Origin of the sequence: Syntrophus aciditrophicus SB, assembly GCF_000013405.1 — a bacterium.
Taxonomy (GTDB): domain Bacteria; phylum Desulfobacterota; class Syntrophia; order Syntrophales; family Syntrophaceae; genus Syntrophus; species Syntrophus aciditrophicus.
In genome coordinates, this window is record NC_007759.1 from 507,057 (window position 1) to 525,662 (window position 18,606).

Sequence of the window (18,606 nt, forward strand, 5' to 3'; positions counted from 1 at the left end):
ATATGAATGCTGACTCAAAAGCAGAAGAAGATCGGCACGTAGATCCTGTCTGTAGCATGGTGGTATCAAGTGACTCTGAATACTATTACGATTATAAAGAAAAACATTATTATTTCTGCAGTGAACATTGCTTGCGTAAATTTAAAGAACATCCAGAACAATATCTCAATAAAGAAATCTCCCCATCTCCTGAAAAATACAACAAGTTAATTACCTGCACATGCCCCATGCATCCTGAAATAAAGCAGCAGGGACCTGGCAATTGTCCCAAGTGTGGGATGGCACTGGAGCCAGTGGAAGTACAGGCAGCAGCGACCAAAACGGTTTACACCTGTCCCATGCACCCTGAAGTAGTACAAGATCATCCCGGCAACTGTCCCAAGTGCGGCATGGCACTGGAACCGGTTAAATTCAGAGTTGAAGAAAAAAATGAAGAACTCATCTACATGAGTCGTCGCTTTTGGGTCTGCACCATATTGGCACTGCCTGTGTTTTTCCTGGCCATGGTTGCTGATATGATGCCTGCCTGGTTGCCAAATTGGCTTTCGATGCAAGCAGTCCAATGGATTGAATTTGCGTTAGCCTCACCTGTTGTATTATGGGGGGGATGGCCATTTTTTGTTCGTGGCTGGCAATCCGTCCAGACCTGGAATCTTAATATGTTTACCTTGATTGCACTGGGTGTTTCGGTTGCCTGGATATATAGTGTAGTGGCCTTGTTATTTCCACAGATTTTCCCGCTTATCATGCAGATGGAAAGTGGATTGGTTCCCGTTTACTTTGAAGCTGCGGCAGTAATCACGACCCTGGTGCTTCTGGGGCAAGTACTTGAATTACGTGCACGCTCGCGAACCAATGCGGCCATTCAGATGTTACTCGGACTCGCTCCAAATACGGCACGCATTGTTCGAAATGATGGAACAGAAGAAGATGTCCCGCTGGAGCATGTACAGCCTGGAGATACCTTGCGTGTGCGTCCCGGCGAAAAAATACCAGTGGATGGTACGGTCATCGATGGTGAAAGTAACGTGGACGAATCCATGGTCACCGGAGAACCGATCCCGGTGGCAAAGTTAGCCGGTGAGAAACTCATCGGCGCGACGGTAAATGGGACGGGCAGCTTATTAATGCGGGCTGAAAAAGTCGGTTCCGATACATTGCTTGCACAAATTGTTGATATGGTGGCCGAAGCACAGCGTTCTCGAGCACCCATTCAAAAATTAGCAGATATCGTGGCAGGTTATTTTGTACCAGCTGTGGTTGGTGTCGCCGTGGTTGCATTTATCGCCTGGTGGGTGTGGGGTCCGGAACCGCGCCTGGCACATTCCATTGTTAATGCTGTTGCTGTCCTTATCATCGCTTGCCCATGCGCACTGGGGCTTGCTACCCCAATTTCTATCATGGTGGGAACTGGGCGTGGCGCGCTTGCCGGAGTTTTAATAAAAAATGCTGAAGCATTGGAGATCATGGAAAAAGTCGACACTCTGGTTGTGGACAAGACTGGTACGCTGACCGAAGGAAAACCAAAGTTGGTCTTGGTGCAGGCGGAAGCAGGGTTTAACGAAGACGAAATATTGCGTATGGCTGCAAGCCTCGAACGCGCCAGCGAACATTCCTTGGCGGAAGCAATCGTACATGGAGCGGAAGAGAGGGGGGTTACGCTGGTTAAGGCCAATAACTTTCAGTCGATTACTGGAAAGGGCGTTACAGGCGAAGTTGATGGACATACAGTTGTGGCCGGCAACGCAAAGCTGCTGGAAAGTTCAGGTATCAGAGCGGGAGACTTATTGCACCAAGCGGACAGGCAACGCGTCGAAGGAAACACGGTTATGTTGATTGCTATTAATGGAAAAGCAGCAGGTTTAATTGGCGTTGCTGATCCCATCAAAGACTCAACAACAGAAGCCATTCGCGATTTGCATGCCGACGGTATCAAGATAGTGATGCTTACCGGTGACAGTCTTACCACAGCGAAAGCCGTTGCAGGTAAATTGGGGATCGACCAGGTGCATGCCGAAGTATTGCCTGAACAGAAAGCCGAACTAATTAAGGAGTTGCAAGCAGATGGTTGTATCGTTGCGATGGCAGGTGATGGTATTAACGATGCCCCTGCGCTAGCACAGGCCCAAGTCGGTATCGCCATGGGCACAGGTACAGATGTGGCAATAGAAAGTGCAGGGATCACTTTGATTAAAGGCGACCTGCGGGGCATCGTCAGAGCCAGAAGGTTAAGCCGAGCCACCATGCGTAATATCAGGCAGAACTTATTTTTTGCCTTTATTTATAACACCATCGGCATTCCCATTGCTGCGGGAGTGTTATATCCATTCTTCGGGATACTGTTATCACCAATGATCGCGGCTGCTGCAATGAGCTTCAGCTCAGTCTCCGTCATAGGAAATGCACTTCGATTACGAGGAGCAAAGCTTTAGTTCACGACGTCCTGATTCGCTTGTAATGTCGACATATCTTCTTGTTGACGAATTGTATCCATTAAATAAAGAAAGGAGACGAACATGAAAAAGATTTTTGTTGTTTTCGCGTTTGTACTGGCTCTTGGAGTGGCATTTTACCCAGATGCGGGACAAAGCCAAGGTGGTTATGGATACGGTGGAAGACCCGGTTATGGCTATGGCATGGGGCCTGGCATGATGGGCGGTTATGGTCCCGGTGGTGGTTGGTACTGCCCCCACTGTGGTTCGTATATGGGTGAATATCGACAGCCTCAGAAACCGATTGATGAAAAAGAGGCCGTATCCATTGTGGCGAGATACCTTGAAGCTATGCAAAATCCAAACCTAAAAACTGGTGCAGTGAAAAATGTTGGTACTGCGTTTGAAGTAGAGATCAGGACCAAGGACAATTCGCTGGTCGACAAGATTCTCGTGGATAAGAACACGGGGTGGATAAGATCTGCTTACTAGAAGCCTGTCGCACATAGTAGATCACGATAGCATGTCATACTCATGGTAGGGTCTATATGCAGCCCTGCCATTTTCACACTTTTTAATCAATGATCGTCTTGGCCAAATAGGAACATTGCTTCCTCAGCTGATCACCTTCAATTCGTTCAAACTGACATCCTGTTTCAATGCACAATGGACACAGAGGTTAATGGCGAGCGGCCTTCAATGAAGTAGGTAAAACACAGTGATCAGGCCGCCCCCAATGACAACAGACAAGAGAATCATCTGGGACAGCTTCTCAGCAACCCGACAGTCTGGCTTGATTATTCCTGAGAAGACAAAGCCCAATATGACAAAAAGTCCAAGTATGATCATTCCATGGGTTATCCAATGGTGGCCCGTGGCATCAGCCATGGTTTTCTTGAATGAAGGTGTCAGTTCCTTAAAAATCACCAGGAAGGCATTGAGAACATTTACAAAGCCGGCAGAAAGAACAAACCCGATTGTTGCCCTATCCAATGTATTTTTCATGGCCCTACCTCCCCCATGCAGCCCATAAGAACCCCTCTGCTGATGACCGCTCCCGCGCCTTCCATGGCAAGGCCAATGAGAACGATCAGTGAAGTGACAATGAGAGTAAGTCTCCGGTTTTCAGGGATTAAGAGATTGTTTCGATAGGTAATGACAGGCAGAAGAATACTCAGAACGAGCAGAGAGAAGAAGAAATGTTCCTTCCACTCCATGAAAAATGAATGTGCCCATTCCCATGGTCCATCAAGGATGATGGCCTTATCATGGGCATAGTGAACAACATACCACCATCCTCCGATAACATAAGAAACGACCAAGGACAAAGCCAAACAGAGGCTCAGCCCTCGAATTGTGGGGATATTTTTTTCATTCACATTCAGGACGTAGACAAAAAGTGCCACCGCCAGGAGAATCCCCAAAACGCCGAAAAGGACGTGAACCATGACAGAAACCTGGACTCCAAATAGTGACATAGCGCCCTCCCTTTAAGGAATTGACTGCATCTATTATTAGCTTGGGAAACTGATCAAAACACGTTTTTATAATAATCCTGGTAAATTTTCTAATCAAGTAACTTTTCTTTTTTATAGATTTGGTAGAATTGGCTCTATAATGGCTGCAGAAATTTGGAGTAATATGATAAATTTTCTTTCAGAGAATCAAAGGAAGCGGCCCCATTTTGCAACGGGAAGTTGGGACTGAAAGTGAGGCCGTTTTTCATGCAAGGGTGAGTTCCTGGTCAGGTTCCATCAATTGACGACAGCAAGGAAAGGACTGATGACACTCTATACTGCCGAAGAACTTAAACTGGGCGATGGAAAAAACGGACGGCCTATTCTTTTTGCTTACGGAGGCAATGTATACGAAGTATCTCCAGAAAGTAAGCTATGGAAGAATGGGCTTCATATGGGCAGACACGTGGCCGGAACGGATCTCACAAAAGACATGGAAAATTCTCCGCATGGTATAGATGCCCTGTCCAAAGCTCAGTTGGTAGGAAAGATAGTCGCCAGTCCTTTGCCATCAATTGAACATCCTCCTGCGTGGGTTAACCTATTGCTTTCCAAACATCCCCATCCCGTATCCTCGCATTTCCCTATCGCACTCTCTGTCACTGCTGCGCTGTTTTCAATTGTCAGTATCTTATTTGACTTACGGATCATGGAGCTGGCTAGTTTCTTCAATCTGGTTGTAGCAACAACGGTAATGCCTTTTACAATCCTGACAGGTTATCTCAGCTGGCGTTACAATTACCGTCGTAAAAATTCATTTGAATTCAAGGCAAAGATCCTCTTGTCTATTCTTCTTCCATTTTCCATGCTGGGCGTCCTTTGTTTATTTGGATACCAATACTTTTTTACCGAGTCATATCCTACAGGGCCGATTCATGCACTTTATCATGTGCTGGTAATATGTACGGCCCTGAATGTTGTCGCACTTGGCTATTTTGGCGGCCGCATTACATTTCCTGAGAGACGTTGACAGAACAGATCTGTTCAGCCTGTCTATAAATAAGGGTCAGAAAATTCCCCGCCTTATCGTCCATATTTCGAATGGTAATAGATGCTTTTTTTATTGCTCAGAGTGCATCCTTTGTAGATGCAAGGGCCAATGTGGCATAACGAAATGTATTTACCGGCATGTTTATTGTGCGACACTGGCCATCCATTTTTCATCATCAGTTGAAATCTCCTCGCAAAATCGCCTCTGCATTAACTAATGAAATCTTCATGTCTGTCCTTTAATCAAAGCCGATCAGACCGTGGAAACGAAATTGGCAAGCAGAAGATTACGGAAAGAAAGGTGTCAACTTAGAGGCGAGCAAATTGATGTTTCAAAACCGTTTATCAAGATTGTCTTTGTCATTTCCGAAAACTTCTTCCTTGTAACATAGCATCCAGCAATTCTGACAGAGATCCATCTTTTCAATTGGTAATAGTTCATTCAAGATTTTCAATAATTATGATATAAAATAAAAAATAATTGTCAAAATATCAATGTCTCCAATACACGAAAGAGAAGGTTTTTATTAAGAAAATCTCGAAGGAGGGCCATGCCATGAAGCGCATCATGGTTATATCTCTTATTATCGCGGGCGTGCTTACGATCGCCAACACTGCCGTCGCTGCGCATAAGATCATTGGCCGGAACGTTGAATACACGGCTGGCGGCATAACGATGAAAGGGTACCTGGCCTATGACGGAAAGGTCCAAGGAAAACATCCGGGTGTGCTCGTCGTCCATGAGTGGTGGGGACAGAACACCTACGTCCGCAAACGAGTCCGCATGCTGGCGCGGCTTGGCTATACGGTCTTGGCGCTCGATATGTACGGCGAAGGCCGGACCGCACAGCATCCAGATGATGCCGGCAGGTTCGCTTCCGAGGTGATGAAGAACTTTCCCGTAGCCAAGGAACGGTTCCTGGCAGCATTGGAGTTCCTGAAGAAGCAGCCGACCGTGGACCCTGACCGGATCGCAGCCATTGGCTACTGCTTCGGAGGAGGCGTCGTTCTGAACATGGCGCGCCAGGGCGTGGACCTGAAGGGTGTTGCAAGCTTCCACGGCAGTCTGGCGGTAGTAAAGCCCGACCAGCCAACGCCTATCAAGGCAGCAGTGCGTGTTTATAACGGAGCTGACGACAAGTTTTCCACGCCCGAACAGATCGAGGCGATCAAGAAAGAGATGGCCGAGCAGAAGGTGAACTTCAAGTTCGTGAACTACCGCGGTGCAGTACACAGCTTCACGAACCCCGAAGCCACAGAGATCGGCAAGAAGTTCAAGATGCCCCTTGCCTATAACGCCAAGGCGGATAAGGAGTCCTGGGCGGACATGAGGCAGTTCCTGAAGGTGATATTCACAAAGTAGCCGGTGAAAGAGTGAGCCTCTCCGCCAAAGCTGAATAAGGCTTATCTGATCCCCCTCTCATACCGGAAATAGCAATCATTATGGTACAAGGCCTGAAGCCAATTACAATGGGTCATCTTCCCCTCAATTCTAGAATGGTCATAGTCACATCTTCTATTGCCTGACGGTAATCAGGCCAAGGAATCAATGAAACCAAATGGGAAATCAGTGTCCCTGAGTATGTTATTGGAGACAGAGTTGAATCGATTGCACTATGAGAGAATCAGTCAAGACATCTTGGCATTCGCAGCGGTTTTATTCGGCCTTGCAACGATTATCGCAGGCACTCGTGTCCTTGTTGGCGCTGATCCGGGATACATCGTGTTTCGGCCACTTCTGATCTACAATGCAGCAATGGGAATAGCGTATGTTGCGGCAGGCATCATCATGTGGCGGAGCCTCGACCACGGCAAGTATGCGGCTGCCACGATCTTCGTTCTCAATTTCCTCGTCCTGGGGACAATCGGCTACTTGTATGCTGTGGGAAGTGCGGTTGCTATTCAAAGTATTTGCGCGATGACCTTCCGAACCTTAGTATGGCTCATTCTGTTTCTCGGACTGGCGTGGATGAGCCACAGAGACAAGATCTCAGGTGTCAAGCGGGATGACCACCCCATCATTCCACCGGATGATGCTGGATGAAGCCACGCAACACCGGTTTGCTCAAACGTTTCTCTCTTTCTAACCATAATCAGCAATTCTGAGAACTATCGCCCCATAACCCTATAAGAACACAAGACGCAAAGGAGAAACAAATGAATAAAAGGCAAATGAAGAAGGCACAAAAGAAGATTTTGATACAGGCGTTTCATGCGGTTTTAGAAACATGTTTGGTATCGGATGATCCTCTGGCAACATTTAAGGAAATCAAGACTCAAGGCGAACAACATTTCAAAGAATTGGGCCTCGATGTTCCTCCAGCAATATTTCATGAAATCATGACTCAATTGGAACCAGTTGTCGAAGAATTGGTACCTAAGCAGTAAATAGTTTCAGGGGAAGACTGGTCCTTATATCCTATTTAACTGAATGCGTAATAAAAGGGCAGCACGTCGTACAAAAAATTGCGCAGCTGATTTAATTGAGGACACCATTGATGATGTAAACGTATTAGTCAATGATTTAAGGAAAAGAACCGCTGGTGTGGCAGATCAGGGAGTAGATCTGTCGGACAAAGCCAAAAAAGAGATTATGGCAGCACTTGAGCAGGGACAGAAAGCGATAGCAAGGCAGAGACAAAAATTCACGGAAACCTTCGGCCTATAGGGTTTTAAAGACCGATTACATTTTTACGGATGAGGCAATGAGAGGCACTATACAAGTCGACAACCGTGAGCAGGATATCCTGGCAGAGATGCGCGTCCTCGCTAACCAAGCCTTCTCACGCGCTGCCGGTGCTCCTCTCGTCGAAGGAAATCATGTTCGACTGCTCAAAGACGCGAGTGAGAATTATCCGGCGTGGCTTAATGCCATCGGCGGCGCGAAACATCACATCCACATAGAGAACTATATCATTCGTGAAGACGATACAGGACATTTGTTCGCTGACGCTCTGATTGCAAAAGCCAAGGAAGGCGTACGCGTGCGGCTAATCTACGATTGGATGGGTGGATTCGGCAAAACTTCTCAGCGGTTCTGGGACCGCTTATATCTGGGAGGGGTCGAGGTTCGTTGTTACAATCCGCCGCGTCTTGACAGCCCGCTCGGTTGGCTCTCACGCGATCACCGCAAGATGCTCGCAATTGATGGAAAAATAGGCTTCATAACAGGCTTGTGCATCGGGCAGATGTGGGAAGGCATCCCTGAAAAGGGTATCGAGCCGTGGCGTGACACCGGAGTCGAAGTGCGTGGGATTGCCGTCGCAGACGTCGAGCAAGCATTTGCGCAAGTCTGGGCTTTGATGGGTGAGCCGATCCCTGAACATGAAATAGTCAAAAGAGAAGCGCTTTGTCGGGCCGGCGATATGAGTATGCGCGTTGTGGCGAGTATGCCGACGACGGCCGGCATGTTCCGCTTAGACCAACTCATCGTCGCGCTCGCCAGAAAGAGGCTGTGGTTAACGGATGCTTACTACGCGGGGACGAGCGCCTACGTGCAGGCGCTGAGAGCGGCATCGAAGGACGGAGTTGACGTGCGCCTGCTTGTGCCGAACGGAACAGACATCCCTATTTTGAGACTTTTAGCCAGGGCAGGTTATCGCCCGCTCCTGGAGGCGGGAGTTAGGATCTTTGAGTGGAACGGCACGATGCTGCATGCGAAAACGGCAATAGCCGACGAAGGCTGGGCACGTGTCGGATCGACGAATCTGAACGTTGCCAGTTGGTTCGGCAATTGCGAATTGGACGCTGTGGTCGAAGACGAATCTTTCGTGCAGGAGATGGAAGAGATGTACCTTCAGGATTTAACGAATGCGACAGAAATCGTCCTGGACGCAAAACTGAAGGTGTGCGCGCCGGGTGAGCCGCACTTGACGCACAAGGCAATGAAAAGAGGCGGTGGGAGTGTCGGAAGAGCAGCAGCCGGAACGATTCGTGTGAGTAACGTTATCGGCGCAGCATTCACCGATCGGCGCGTCTTGGAGCCCTTTGAGGCGCGCTTGATGACAGTTGTTGGAACTTGCTTACTGGTATTAGCCAGCCTCTTTGCATACTTCCCGCGTGGGCTTGCGTACCCAGTGTTAATTATTTTCGTTTGGTTTGGTGTCGCTCTGCTTTACAGAAGCTATAAGTTGCATCTCAAAGGCAAGCAAACAAAAGCATCGGATACAAGCAGAAAACTGTGATGAACTGTAAGAGGACGGACTTGAGTTGACAGTTCGTGAAAAAAGATGGTCAGATACCTCCCGGATTGTTAGGCAGAGTTTACTTGACAGCATTTGTAAAGACGGCCTCTGGTCATTACTTCCTGAAATCATGACGAATCTTGTCTTGTGTTGACGGTGTCTGTCAAGTTATGTATAGGTCAAAACAGATGAATAATTGCGGCAAGGCAGTGAGTTAACGCACCCTCCATCAAGGCACCCATACCCCCCCCCCTGCTAGTTGGGCCGAGGATTAAAAATTCTTTCTATTCAGGTTCAGATTGCTGATTCTTATATAGCAAGTGTCGCTGAATCAGCATTTAAAAAGTTTCTAAGACGTTTTTTCCCATCAGACGACCGTTTACACGTCCTCCGAATTATCTCTCGAATTTGAACAATAGAAGCTTATTCAGCTTTGTTTTTTGGAGTTTGACTCTGTACAGCCTACCTCGCAGGATTCCTTCCAAATCAAAACAGGGAAATCACCGAATTCTCTCTTCCTAAATTGATGTTCATCGAGCAAGGATAATGATGTATATTTCAAACATGAAATGTGGATACATGCAAATATCTGGATTCGACGACTGGATATAGGGAGCTTGTACATGGAGACAGAGAAACTACTCAAGATTCTGAGGGAGGGGCCAGAAATTTGGAATCAGTTGAGATCCGAAAATCCACAGCCGTTCATTGACCTCAGTGGCACAAACCTCAGCGGGACAAACCTCAACAGGGTTAATCTCAGTGGGACAAGCCTCAGGAAGGCAGACCTCTGTAAAGCATATCTTAACGGTGCAAACCTGAGCAAGGCAGATCTCAACGGGGCAAATCTAGAGAAGGCGGAACTCATAGGAGCCAATCTCAGCAAGGCCAACCTCAAGAAGGCAGACCTCAGCGGTGCGGACCTTGACGGGGCTAATCTCAGCGGGGCTAACCTCTGGATGGCAGATCTCATTGGTACAAACCTCTGGAAGGCCAACCTCCAAGGGGTAAACCTCGGCGGGGCAAACCTCAGAAAGGCATGTCTCAGTGGAGCGGACCTCCGAGAGGCATACCTTTTTAAAGCGAACCTCTGGAAGGCAAGCCTCCATGAAACGGATCTCCACGGGGCAAACCTTAACGATGCTTACCTCAGCTTAGCGGACCTCAGCAGGGCTAACCTCAGTAATGCAACTCTCAGGATGGCGGACCTCAGTGGGGCTAACTTGCAAGAGGTAAACCTCTGTCATGCGGTTGTGGTACAAGCTGATTTAAAGTACGCCAAACTCAAACATTGTAGAATTTATGGGATTTCGGCGTGGGGAGTAGAGATCAATGAATATACTGAGCAACGGGACCTGATCATTACCCCTATTAACCAATCATCGATCACCGTCGATAACCTCGAAGTTGCTCAGTTCATCGACCTTCTATTGAATAATGTAAAAATTCGCCACATTATCGACGCTATAACGTCAAAGGTTGTCTTGATTCTGGGACGGTTCAGTAAGGAGAGAAAGACTGTTCTGGATGCCCTACGGGAGGAACTTTATCGGAGAGACCTTACACCAATAATTCTTGATTTCGAAAAACCTGCCAGCAGGGACATAACGGACACCGTTGAGACCATAGCTCGGATGTCTAAGTTTGTTATCGCCGATCTCACTGATCCCAGCAGCATCCCGCATGAACTCACCGCAATCGTGCCTTTACTCCGGAAGACCCCTGTGATTCCGCTGAGACATGTTGGCTCGGGAGACTATAGTATGTTTGATGAACTGAAGAACTACTCTTGGGTTTTGAAGATCCACGAATACGACGATGCTGGTTCCCTACGCTCGAACTTGCCGATGGTAATTGCTCCGGCTGATCAGATGGCGGAGAAACTGCGTAAGTAAGGGAAATTTTCTCTCCCCATCAAACTGGCATGGGGGGCCGAATCGGGTAAATCTCGCCTTGAGGGGAAAATATTATTCAGGGCAAAGTAGGGTGAGCTCTTGTCGGCAAACATAAGGGAGTTTCGTCCGTAAACGCAAAAGCCAAACGCTGGGAAACCTAAGCAATGCTTCCTTCGAAAGGCGTTCGCTGAAAAGTATTTACCTCTTTTGGCTGCACGTTATTCCTTCATACTATCGACCCACGAAATTGAAGCTGCCACGTTGGGGAACCAATGGTGCTCGTCAGTACGATTAGTTTAAAATTCTGCACCATAAAATGAAATGCCGGTCTTTTAGATATTTGACCGGCATCTATCACGTAAATTAGATTTTACAACTGGTTAATGTAAGGTTTTGTCGTGGTCTTTCCTGAATTCATCTCCTTGCTCGTACATAAAATTAGCTTTGTCATCAAATTCCGCTTTTTCAATTCCATTCTCGTCAAATTCCTTCATCATGTTGTCCATTGAATAATACTCTCTGAGTATGGGATCTTTTTTGCCAATATTTACGACAAAGCGGTTAGAATTAAATGTAATCTTTACAGAATCTCTTTGTTCTTCCGTTAAATTCAGTATCATTTTTCCTAACCTCCTTTCGCTTTTTTCTTCCATCACATGTCAACTATTGCATTTCTTCTTGTTATTGTCTTGTCATTTTGTCACAAAAAATGCACTTTACCGCTGAAATTTACCCCATACAGAACGTTGCCATGCAAAATTATAAAAGTTACGATTATGATGTTTGTCAATGATTGGAGGCAGCTTTCCTGAAAAAATATTTATTGACAGAATGCGCATCTTTAATAATAGGCTCCGATTGCTGATCCTTATATAGCGAGTGTTGCTGAAGCGGCGTTTAAAATTTTCTAAGCCGTTTTTTCCCATCAGACGACCATTTACCCGTTTTTCGAATTATCACTCGAATTTGAACGATAAACGGCCTTTCAGCGCCAGTGTACAGAGAGTCATTAGCTCCTGCCTTGCAGGATTACGACAAAGAGTTTTTATGAATAAGACCTCAGCAAAATTGCAAGGCTCCCTTTTTTATTATTCAACCCCAACTTTTTTCTGATGTTTTCTCTGTGGAAGTCGATGACTCGCTTGTTTGAATTTAAGAGCTCAGCTATTTCCTTTGATGTCATGCCTTCTCTCACTAGAGATGCGATCTGGATTTCTGTTTTTGTAAGGTTCAGATAGTTGGAGGTCAATTTCTGTACAAAGGGTGAAGCGATTTCATCAAGATTGGTTTCTGCTATTTTAATGAGGCCTTTTTGAGTATCGTCCAACGATGTATTCTTGAGTTTTTTCAGATAAGGCAGAACCTGTGCCTTGATATTGTCAAGGAATCTCTCTTTCAGTTTTTCTTGGTCATTTTCCATGGTATTCAGCAGGACCTTCATCGTGGTATTGACATCCGCCAGATTCTGCGCCTTAATGCTCAATTCTCTTTCGTTTTTTATTAAAGCTTCCTCCATTTGCTTTCGTTCAGCTACTTTTCCTAAACGGTCGGCAATGGCATCGATCAGATCACGCTCTTCTTTTAAAAAAGGTCCTCCGTCTCTCTGGGAAGTCTCTTTCAGATAGTGAACATTCACCGTGCCTGCCAGCCTGCCATTGACATTGATGTTAGCCGATATTTGCCATGGGGTCTCTTGAAAATTCGCAGTTTTAAATTCCAGATCTTCATAGGTGATTCTTGCGCACATATGTTCCGGATAAGGGAAGCCGCTTGGCATGAGGTCGGCAGTATTCCGGAATATTTCCTCTATCGTATCTGCCTTCTCAATCACATTAGCAATGGAATACAGGCAATTCAGTTCCTTGATTCGTTCCCGTAATTCCTCTTCTGCCCGTTTCCGCTCAGTGATGTCTTCCACGATTGCTTCCACATACTCGTCAACATCATTCTGTTTACTCACTTTCCGAGCCGCCACGTTGGCAAACATGATGCTCCCGTCCTTGCGGCGACAGGGCTGCTCTGAATAGATCCAGTTCTGTTGTTCCAAAATGCGAAGGGCTTTGTCATGATTGGCGGGATCGACCTGAATCTGGGTTGCTGGATCGGTGACGTTGAACATCAGGTCCTCCGGAGAATCATAGCCGAGCATCGACGCAAAGGCCTTGTTGACCCGGAGAATTCCATTTTCAGGGAGTGAGATTTGCAACATGCCGATTGAAGCATTTTCGAACAGGTTTCGATACAGTTTTTCGCTTCTCTCAAGAGCTTCCTCAGCCTTTTTTCTTTCGGTATTGTCAAATGCGGAACAACGATTCATCAGATAGTTGCCATTTTTATCAAAGATAGCCGTTGTATTGACAATCACATCAAGCACACTGCCATCCTTGCGAATCCATTTATCTTCGACATCACGCACCCATCCACGCTCTTTTAAAAGAGAAAAGTCCTGCTGAAATGCCTCTATTCCTTCAGGTGTCAGTAAATCAGTGATTTTCATCTTCCCGATGACCTCATCTCGGGAATAGCCCAGCCACCTCAGTTCCGTGTTATTAATACGGATAATCGTCCCGTCCTCCGCAAGAGAATGGTAACCACAGGGAGCGTTCTCGTACAGGTCGGTTATCTCGTCCAAGTGCTTCTTCTCTGTTTCTTCTAACCGTCTCTGCTCGGTAATATCTTCCACAAATCCGTCTGTGTAGTCTATCGTCCCATCGGGCTTGAGAACCTTACGAACCGCTACTTTTGCGATTATGATGCTACCGTCCTTTTGGAGAAGCGGCTGCTCGGCATAAAACCAGTCCCGCTCTTCCAGAGTTGCAAGCGTATTGATGTAATTCTGAGGATCAGTGTGGATTTGGCTGGTGACATCAGTGATGGTTGAAATCATTTCTTCCGGCGATTCATATCCCAGCATCTTGGCGTAGGCGGCATTGACCCGAATCAGTCGGTTCTCAAGATGGGAATATTGGAACATGCCGATTGGAGAGTTGTCGAACAGGTTGCGATAAATTGCGGTTCATCCGGTTAATGAGTACCTTGGTATTGCATAAAATCACATGGACATGGCAAGAGCCCTGTTGTTTGAGACCAATCGAACAACAAAAGGAGGCTCCAGACCATGTCCACATCGGTTCTTTATCATGCTTTCAATCTGAAGGGTATTACTTATAGAGCAACACGCTTCACGGGTGACGTCATCGAATATTTTGCAGATGTGAAAGAAGAATACATTCGCTGTCCAAAGTGCGGGCAGCGTAAATTTACCTTTAAAGGACAGAAAACACGGAGTTTTCATCTGGGACCTATGGGGCGTAAGAGGTGTTTCCTTGTACTTTCCCTTCATCGAATAAAATGCAACACTTGCGACACCCTTTGGTGGCCCGATCTGCCTTTTATGGTGGGGAAGCATAGATTTGCCCGATCCTTTGCTCTGATTGTTCTGGATCTGCTTCGATTCGGCACGATTCGCTGGGTTGCCGATTACCTCGGCGTGGGTTGGGATATGATCAAAGAGATTCATAAGTTGAAATTGCAGCGCCTCTATCGGAACATTCCTCTTCATAAAGTTCGGTATATCGGTATCGATGAATTCAGCATCCGGAAAGGCCATGAGTACATGACCACGGTGATGGATCTCTCCGAAGGACGAATCCTTTACGCCACTGAGGGAAAGGGCAAGGAGGGGATTTTACCCTTCCTGAAAAAACTTGCACGCAAGGGGAAAAAACTGCGAGCGGTTGCAATGGACATGGGAATTTCCTTCTTCTCCGCCGTCCGGGAAGCCCTTCCCAATATCGATGTCGTCTTCGACCGTTACCATATTATGGCTCTGATGAATCAAGGCATCGAAAACTTGCGCAGAAATCATCAGAAAGAACTTGATGATACCGGGAAGCAAACCCTCAAGGGAAACCGCTTCCTCCTTTTGCGAAATTATGATTCCCTGAAGCCGGACCATAAGGAACGTCTCGATGCCCTGATGCAGGCCAATCAGCCTCTATTCGTCATGCATTCCATGAAAGAGCAACTCAGACTCTTCTGGGAAATACCGGAGTACGCCCAGGCTGTTACCTTCCTTGACACCTGGTGTAAGGACGCCATGCTGTCCGGAATCAAAGAACTCGTCAAAGTAGCCAAAACGCTCTCCGGATACAGGACTGCGATACTCAATTATTTCAAACATCACATTACAAATGCCGCCCTTGAGGGCACAAACAACAAGATTAAAACTTTAAAAAGGCAGGCCTATGGATTCCGGGATATGGAATACTTCAAACTCCGCCTCTATCACCTGCATACTCAGAGGTACTCATTAACCGGATGAACCTAAATTGCTTCACTTTCAGCAAGGGCCTCTTTTGCATGTTTCAGTTCCGTGATATCTGTGACAGTAGCTACAATGCCGCCCAAAGAACCGTCGGCTTTGTGAAAAAGGGCTTTATGGACTATGTCATTCCGCACATTGCCATCTTTGGGGCGGTTCTTTGCTTCATAAATCACACGGCCGCCTTTTTGAATCAATTCTTTATCCATTCTATGATGCAGTTCTATCATGTCTGCCGTCTCAATATCCTGAACATCTTTCCCCAAGATTCCTTCCTGTTGAACGTCCAAGTATTCCTCGAAAGCCTTGTTGCAGCCCATATACTTGCCATCAGGATCTTTATAAAAGACGGGATCGGGAACGTTATTGATAACTGCTTTGAGAAGATACACCTGTTGCTCCAATTCCTTTTGATGCAATTGGAGTTCATGGACGAGCCTCTTCAGTTCCCCTTCGTTCAAGGGGACAGCTACGCAGTCCTTCTTTCTATTCGTCATGGTTTGTCCTTTCCTATATATGTACTGGTCTCGTGGATGTCCAGATGCTGAGAAACTGGTGACTTGGTGTCAGGCGGGCTAAATTCCTTTAATTTTATGCCACAAGAACTATTCCCATTCAAGCATGAATTACTGAAAGCATAATAATAGAATTTAAAGATCTACCCAATAATATGGCTCGGTTTTCATCTATGGAAATCCGTCCTTGATATTTTCTGATTCCTTTACTAGTTTACCAATCACAGCGGTGATTTGGATCGGTTACTTGCAACCGCTATAAAAATGATGCTAAAGGCCGGGATCAGAATGTCTGTTTTAAGCCCTATGCCTTTCTTGGCATGGGGTTTTTTGTTTTGCGAAAGGAGGAATACGACTATGCCAGTAGGGAAGAAGAAGGGACCACTACCGGACGGGCATCCACTCAAGGGCGGGTTAATCATCGTCGGAATGAAGAAACCAGTGCCACTGGAGAGGCAATCGACAGAGGGACAGCCAGCAAAAGAGGAAATGCAATCAGACACGACAAACACAAACACAGATCAATAGAAAAAATCGGGAGGAGAATATGGTTATGTCCAAAACTGGGCTGATGATACGGAAGGGAGCGGGATCATTGATCAGGGAAGCATCAGTGGATGAGCCGATTTACACTCGAGGATTCGCAATCTGAGGGTTTTATTCGATACAGTCCTTGAAAGATACAGCGGAGAAAACCTCGCCAGACTCGAACCAGAAATTGAAACAGCCGGACCAGAACGCTACTCAATCAAGGCCGGCATAGATAGAAGGAGGATTGGGAGGAGTTCGAGCGGAACGAGAAGCATCTGACGGAAGCGCTCAAAAAGCATAAACCCCAGCCCCGGTCAAAGTAACCTCGGTCCATTTTTCAGAGAAATTTGAAAAAGGCTCTTTTGAAATTACTCGCCACGGAAAGGCAGATGTATAAACGGAAGCGACCCTCAATTCCAGAGGCCACCACCCGGTCCTGTCTTCTTGGACCATTACAAGAATTCTTGTCCGGACCTCGGGTTGCTTTTCAAAATGAAGCTGAAGGGCCTTTAAATTTGTGAGATTACTTTTAGTATGCGAAAAAGTAGGAACTGAAAAAGAGTTAATTTTTGTTGTGGGGAATCGGGATAAGGCGTGATTATTTGGGATGTTACGGGATAGATAATGCTTGGAGGTTAATTAAATGGAGGTTTGCGACAGATTTTTGAAATTTAGTCATTTTTAAGAAATTTTACATTTAGTTTGCGACACGTTTTTTTGATTTTCTGTCTTTTTTTGTGCCTTTAGAAAGTAATCAAATACTCCAGCTAAGCGTAAAATGGCTAAGGCAGCGGCAACTGCAGAGAAGAGAGCATAAACAAAAGTCGTGAAACCGATAAAAGCAAATACGCCTGTCTTGACGTCCCATCCAAATGATATTAATGCAGCGAGAAGAGCAATGATCTGCAGAACAATGAAATGAATAAATGTGCCATTCACCTTCATGAAGGCAGATGGTTCACCATTGCCATCATCGCCAGCTAATAAATCCTGAAATTTTTCATTCCCGAAAGCCAGGAGCATTGCATAGCCACCTAAGGTAAATCCAAGTATATTGGGAATAACATCGACACAGATGCTGTACCATGCCCAGCCTTCATGCTCTATGGCCCAGACAGGGCGACACAATAAGGAAATTAGGATGGCGAAGTGAAAATATGGTGAGCGCAGCAAGGCGCTGTACCCACCATATGATTTCCAATATATACCCCAGCTTTCACGCACGTGTTTATATTGGGTTAAAACTTCGTTTTGATTTGAACGAGTCATTTATTCCCTTTAATTTTATGTAGCATAAATTCCGATGTTTCAAGAAGTGCGCTATGCTCCGTCTGTATTTCCGGATTATAAAGTGTCTGTTCTATGAAGGGATGTAAATCTGTTGATATTTCGACTTTCTGCTCGGCATCGTACCCTTTGGCTTCTATGCGCCCATTCGAAAGGGCCAGTTTCATCAGTGCCTGTGTTTCATCATCAGGTTTGATGCCAGCTTCATGCGTTGATGTTGCCGTTTGTTCAAGCTTCCTGATATTCATGTTATCTATCTTTTGCAATAGAGAAGCTGCCAAGCCGCCCAAGTCATCATCATTGGGCCGGTTGAACATAATGTGAAGCCTTGTTAGTCTTGGTATTGCCAATATTCTTTCAATAGCTTCAGATGTGGACTCTACAGACACATCAACTTGCCCGTATTTCGTGGCAATCGTATCATCTTTAAAGAGATCATTCATTAGTTTCATCATGTCTCCAGGAGAGATATGACGACGGCTAAAGAAGAATCTATGGGATTTCGGGTAAAATACATAAGAGATCATTTTTAAATTTGGTTTTAGATGATCTGGTACGATCGGTCTGATCTCGAGCTGCTCTTCGTCGATCGGAGTGTTGCTTTCGAGGTCAAGCCAGGGAGCTTTTGGGTCTATATTTAAGAAACGATACACCATTCCCCTGAGTATAGGAACATTATTGTGTCCTTCCTCTTCATAGAGAGATCCGATGATTCCCCAATCCGATCCTCTTATTTTCCCTGTGGCTTTAATTTTATGGGAATCTTTGAATAGACTGATATAATTTTCTGAGGAATGCGGTTGTGTTGTAATGTTCAGCGCGGCAACTTTAAGTGTTTTTAAACGCGGCATTAATACCTCCTGCATTGGTGTTTATCACAATTATCTTGATTCTCAGTGGTTTTATAAAAGCTTAAAGCGGCGTGATTGCC

At 46.0% G+C, this 18,606-nt stretch carries 17 protein-coding genes and 1 riboswitch; of the genes, 10 read left to right on the plus strand and 7 right to left on the minus strand.

Annotation, left to right across the window (positions count from 1 at the left end; translation table 11 throughout):
• Window positions 1–2 precede the first annotated feature (2 nt).
• Both SYN_RS02360 and SYN_RS02365 read left to right on the plus strand, forming a co-directional pair.
• Window positions 3–2,432: a heavy metal translocating P-type ATPase gene (locus SYN_RS02360; protein WP_011416409.1), complete on the plus strand. Its 2,430-nt coding sequence runs from the start codon at window positions 3–5 to the stop codon at window positions 2,430–2,432.
• Between the two features lie 84 nt (window positions 2,433–2,516).
• Window positions 2,517–2,924, plus strand: coding sequence for a hypothetical protein (locus SYN_RS02365; RefSeq protein ID WP_011416410.1), 408 nt, complete (start codon window positions 2,517–2,519; stop codon window positions 2,922–2,924).
• Between the two features lie 204 nt (window positions 2,925–3,128).
• Here SYN_RS02365 and SYN_RS02370 read toward each other — a convergent pair whose 3' ends face one another.
• Window positions 3,129–3,437: a hypothetical protein gene (locus SYN_RS02370; protein WP_011416411.1), complete on the minus strand. Its 309-nt coding sequence runs from the start codon at window positions 3,435–3,437 to the stop codon at window positions 3,129–3,131.
• Window positions 3,434–3,910, minus strand: coding sequence for a hypothetical protein (locus tag SYN_RS02375; RefSeq protein WP_011416412.1), 477 nt, complete (start codon window positions 3,908–3,910; stop codon window positions 3,434–3,436). The genes SYN_RS02370 and SYN_RS02375 overlap by 4 nt, the downstream gene beginning before the upstream one ends.
• Before the next feature lie 304 nt (window positions 3,911–4,214).
• Here SYN_RS02375 and SYN_RS02380 point away from each other — a divergent pair, with 304 nt between their 5' ends.
• From SYN_RS02380 to SYN_RS02410, 7 genes are all read left to right on the plus strand, one after another.
• A complete protein-coding gene (locus tag SYN_RS02380) occupies window positions 4,215–4,919 on the plus strand; it encodes a DUF2231 domain-containing protein (RefSeq protein ID WP_041584639.1) in 705 nt (234 codons plus the stop codon).
• A gap of 576 nt (window positions 4,920–5,495) precedes the next feature.
• Window positions 5,496–6,302 carry a dienelactone hydrolase family protein gene (locus SYN_RS02385; RefSeq protein ID WP_041584640.1) on the plus strand — a complete coding sequence of 269 codons (807 nt, stop codon included), beginning with the start codon at window positions 5,496–5,498 and terminating at the stop codon, window positions 6,300–6,302.
• A 360-nt stretch (window positions 6,303–6,662) separates the two neighbouring features.
• The gene (locus SYN_RS02390) at window positions 6,663–6,983 is read left to right on the plus strand and encodes a hypothetical protein (protein ID WP_202943582.1); all 321 of its coding nucleotides are present in this window, start codon (window positions 6,663–6,665) and stop codon (window positions 6,981–6,983) included.
• Window positions 6,984–7,096: 113 nt separating this feature from the next.
• Window positions 7,097–7,327: a hypothetical protein gene (locus SYN_RS02395; RefSeq protein WP_011416416.1), complete on the plus strand. Its 231-nt coding sequence runs from the start codon at window positions 7,097–7,099 to the stop codon at window positions 7,325–7,327.
• Between the two features lie 43 nt (window positions 7,328–7,370).
• Window positions 7,371–7,607 carry a hypothetical protein gene (locus SYN_RS16185; protein WP_011416417.1) on the plus strand — a complete coding sequence of 79 codons (237 nt, stop codon included), beginning with the start codon at window positions 7,371–7,373 and terminating at the stop codon, window positions 7,605–7,607.
• A 37-nt stretch (window positions 7,608–7,644) separates the two neighbouring features.
• Window positions 7,645–9,123, plus strand: a complete 1,479-nt coding sequence (locus SYN_RS02405; protein WP_011416418.1) for a phospholipase D-like domain-containing protein — start codon at window positions 7,645–7,647, stop codon at window positions 9,121–9,123.
• 623 nt (window positions 9,124–9,746) lie between these two features.
• Complete coding sequence (locus SYN_RS02410; RefSeq protein WP_041585271.1) at window positions 9,747–11,018, plus strand: pentapeptide repeat-containing protein; 1,272 nt, start codon at window positions 9,747–9,749, stop codon at window positions 11,016–11,018.
• 380 nt (window positions 11,019–11,398) lie between these two features.
• Here SYN_RS02410 and SYN_RS02415 read toward each other — a convergent pair whose 3' ends face one another.
• Together SYN_RS02415 and SYN_RS14965 are read right to left on the minus strand one after the other, a co-directional pair.
• Window positions 11,399–11,638, minus strand: coding sequence for a hypothetical protein (locus SYN_RS02415; protein ID WP_041584641.1), 240 nt, complete (start codon window positions 11,636–11,638; stop codon window positions 11,399–11,401).
• A 425-nt stretch (window positions 11,639–12,063) separates the two neighbouring features.
• A complete protein-coding gene (locus SYN_RS14965) occupies window positions 12,064–14,028 on the minus strand; it encodes a PAS domain S-box protein (RefSeq protein WP_308733050.1) in 1,965 nt (654 codons plus the stop codon).
• Window positions 14,029–14,136: 108 nt separating this feature from the next.
• Here SYN_RS14965 and SYN_RS02425 point away from each other — a divergent pair, with 108 nt between their 5' ends.
• Entirely contained in the window at window positions 14,137–15,342 is a 1,206-nt protein-coding gene (locus SYN_RS02425) for an ISL3 family transposase (protein WP_011416422.1), read from the plus strand.
• A gap of 2 nt (window positions 15,343–15,344) precedes the next feature.
• Here SYN_RS02425 and SYN_RS02430 read toward each other — a convergent pair whose 3' ends face one another.
• The 3 genes from SYN_RS02430 to SYN_RS02440 form a co-directional block, all read right to left on the minus strand.
• The gene (locus SYN_RS02430; protein WP_158302896.1) at window positions 15,345–15,803 is read right to left on the minus strand and encodes a PAS domain-containing protein; all 459 of its coding nucleotides are present in this window, start codon (window positions 15,801–15,803) and stop codon (window positions 15,345–15,347) included.
• A 270-nt stretch (window positions 15,804–16,073) separates the two neighbouring features.
• A riboswitch (SAM riboswitch) is annotated at window positions 16,074–16,150 on the plus strand.
• A gap of 919 nt (window positions 16,151–17,069) precedes the next feature.
• Window positions 17,070–17,657, minus strand: coding sequence for a hypothetical protein (locus SYN_RS02435; protein WP_011416426.1), 588 nt, complete (start codon window positions 17,655–17,657; stop codon window positions 17,070–17,072).
• Window positions 17,654–18,526 carry a DUF4747 family protein gene (locus SYN_RS02440; protein WP_041584642.1) on the minus strand — a complete coding sequence of 291 codons (873 nt, stop codon included), beginning with the start codon at window positions 18,524–18,526 and terminating at the stop codon, window positions 17,654–17,656. The genes SYN_RS02435 and SYN_RS02440 overlap by 4 nt, the downstream gene beginning before the upstream one ends.
• Window positions 18,527–18,606: the final 80 nt, after the last annotated feature.

Bases quoted from the DNA above. Each gene is read 5' to 3' on its own strand.
- SYN_RS02360 (WP_011416409.1), top strand. From the start codon at position 3: ATGAATGCTGACTCAAAAGCAGAAGAAGATCGGCACGTAGATCCTGTC.
- SYN_RS02365 (WP_011416410.1), top strand. From the start codon at position 2,517: ATGAAAAAGATTTTTGTTGTTTTCGCGTTTGTACTGGCTCTTGGAGTG.
- SYN_RS02370 (WP_011416411.1), bottom strand. From the start codon at position 3,437: ATGAAAAATACATTGGATAGGGCAACAATCGGGTTTGTTCTTTCTGCC.
- SYN_RS02375 (WP_011416412.1), bottom strand. From the start codon at position 3,910: ATGTCACTATTTGGAGTCCAGGTTTCTGTCATGGTTCACGTCCTTTTC.
- SYN_RS02380 (WP_041584639.1), top strand. From the start codon at position 4,215: ATGACACTCTATACTGCCGAAGAACTTAAACTGGGCGATGGAAAAAAC.
- SYN_RS02385 (WP_041584640.1), top strand. From the start codon at position 5,496: ATGAAGCGCATCATGGTTATATCTCTTATTATCGCGGGCGTGCTTACG.
- SYN_RS02395 (WP_011416416.1), top strand. From the start codon at position 7,097: ATGAATAAAAGGCAAATGAAGAAGGCACAAAAGAAGATTTTGATACAG.
- SYN_RS16185 (WP_011416417.1), top strand. From the start codon at position 7,371: ATGCGTAATAAAAGGGCAGCACGTCGTACAAAAAATTGCGCAGCTGAT.
- SYN_RS02405 (WP_011416418.1), top strand. From the start codon at position 7,645: ATGAGAGGCACTATACAAGTCGACAACCGTGAGCAGGATATCCTGGCA.
- SYN_RS02410 (WP_041585271.1), top strand. From the start codon at position 9,747: ATGGAGACAGAGAAACTACTCAAGATTCTGAGGGAGGGGCCAGAAATT.
- SYN_RS02415 (WP_041584641.1), bottom strand. From the start codon at position 11,638: ATGATACTGAATTTAACGGAAGAACAAAGAGATTCTGTAAAGATTACA.
- SYN_RS02425 (WP_011416422.1), top strand. From the start codon at position 14,137: ATGTCCACATCGGTTCTTTATCATGCTTTCAATCTGAAGGGTATTACT.
- SYN_RS02435 (WP_011416426.1), bottom strand. From the start codon at position 17,657: ATGACTCGTTCAAATCAAAACGAAGTTTTAACCCAATATAAACACGTG.
- SYN_RS02440 (WP_041584642.1), bottom strand. From the start codon at position 18,526: ATGCCGCGTTTAAAAACACTTAAAGTTGCCGCGCTGAACATTACAACA.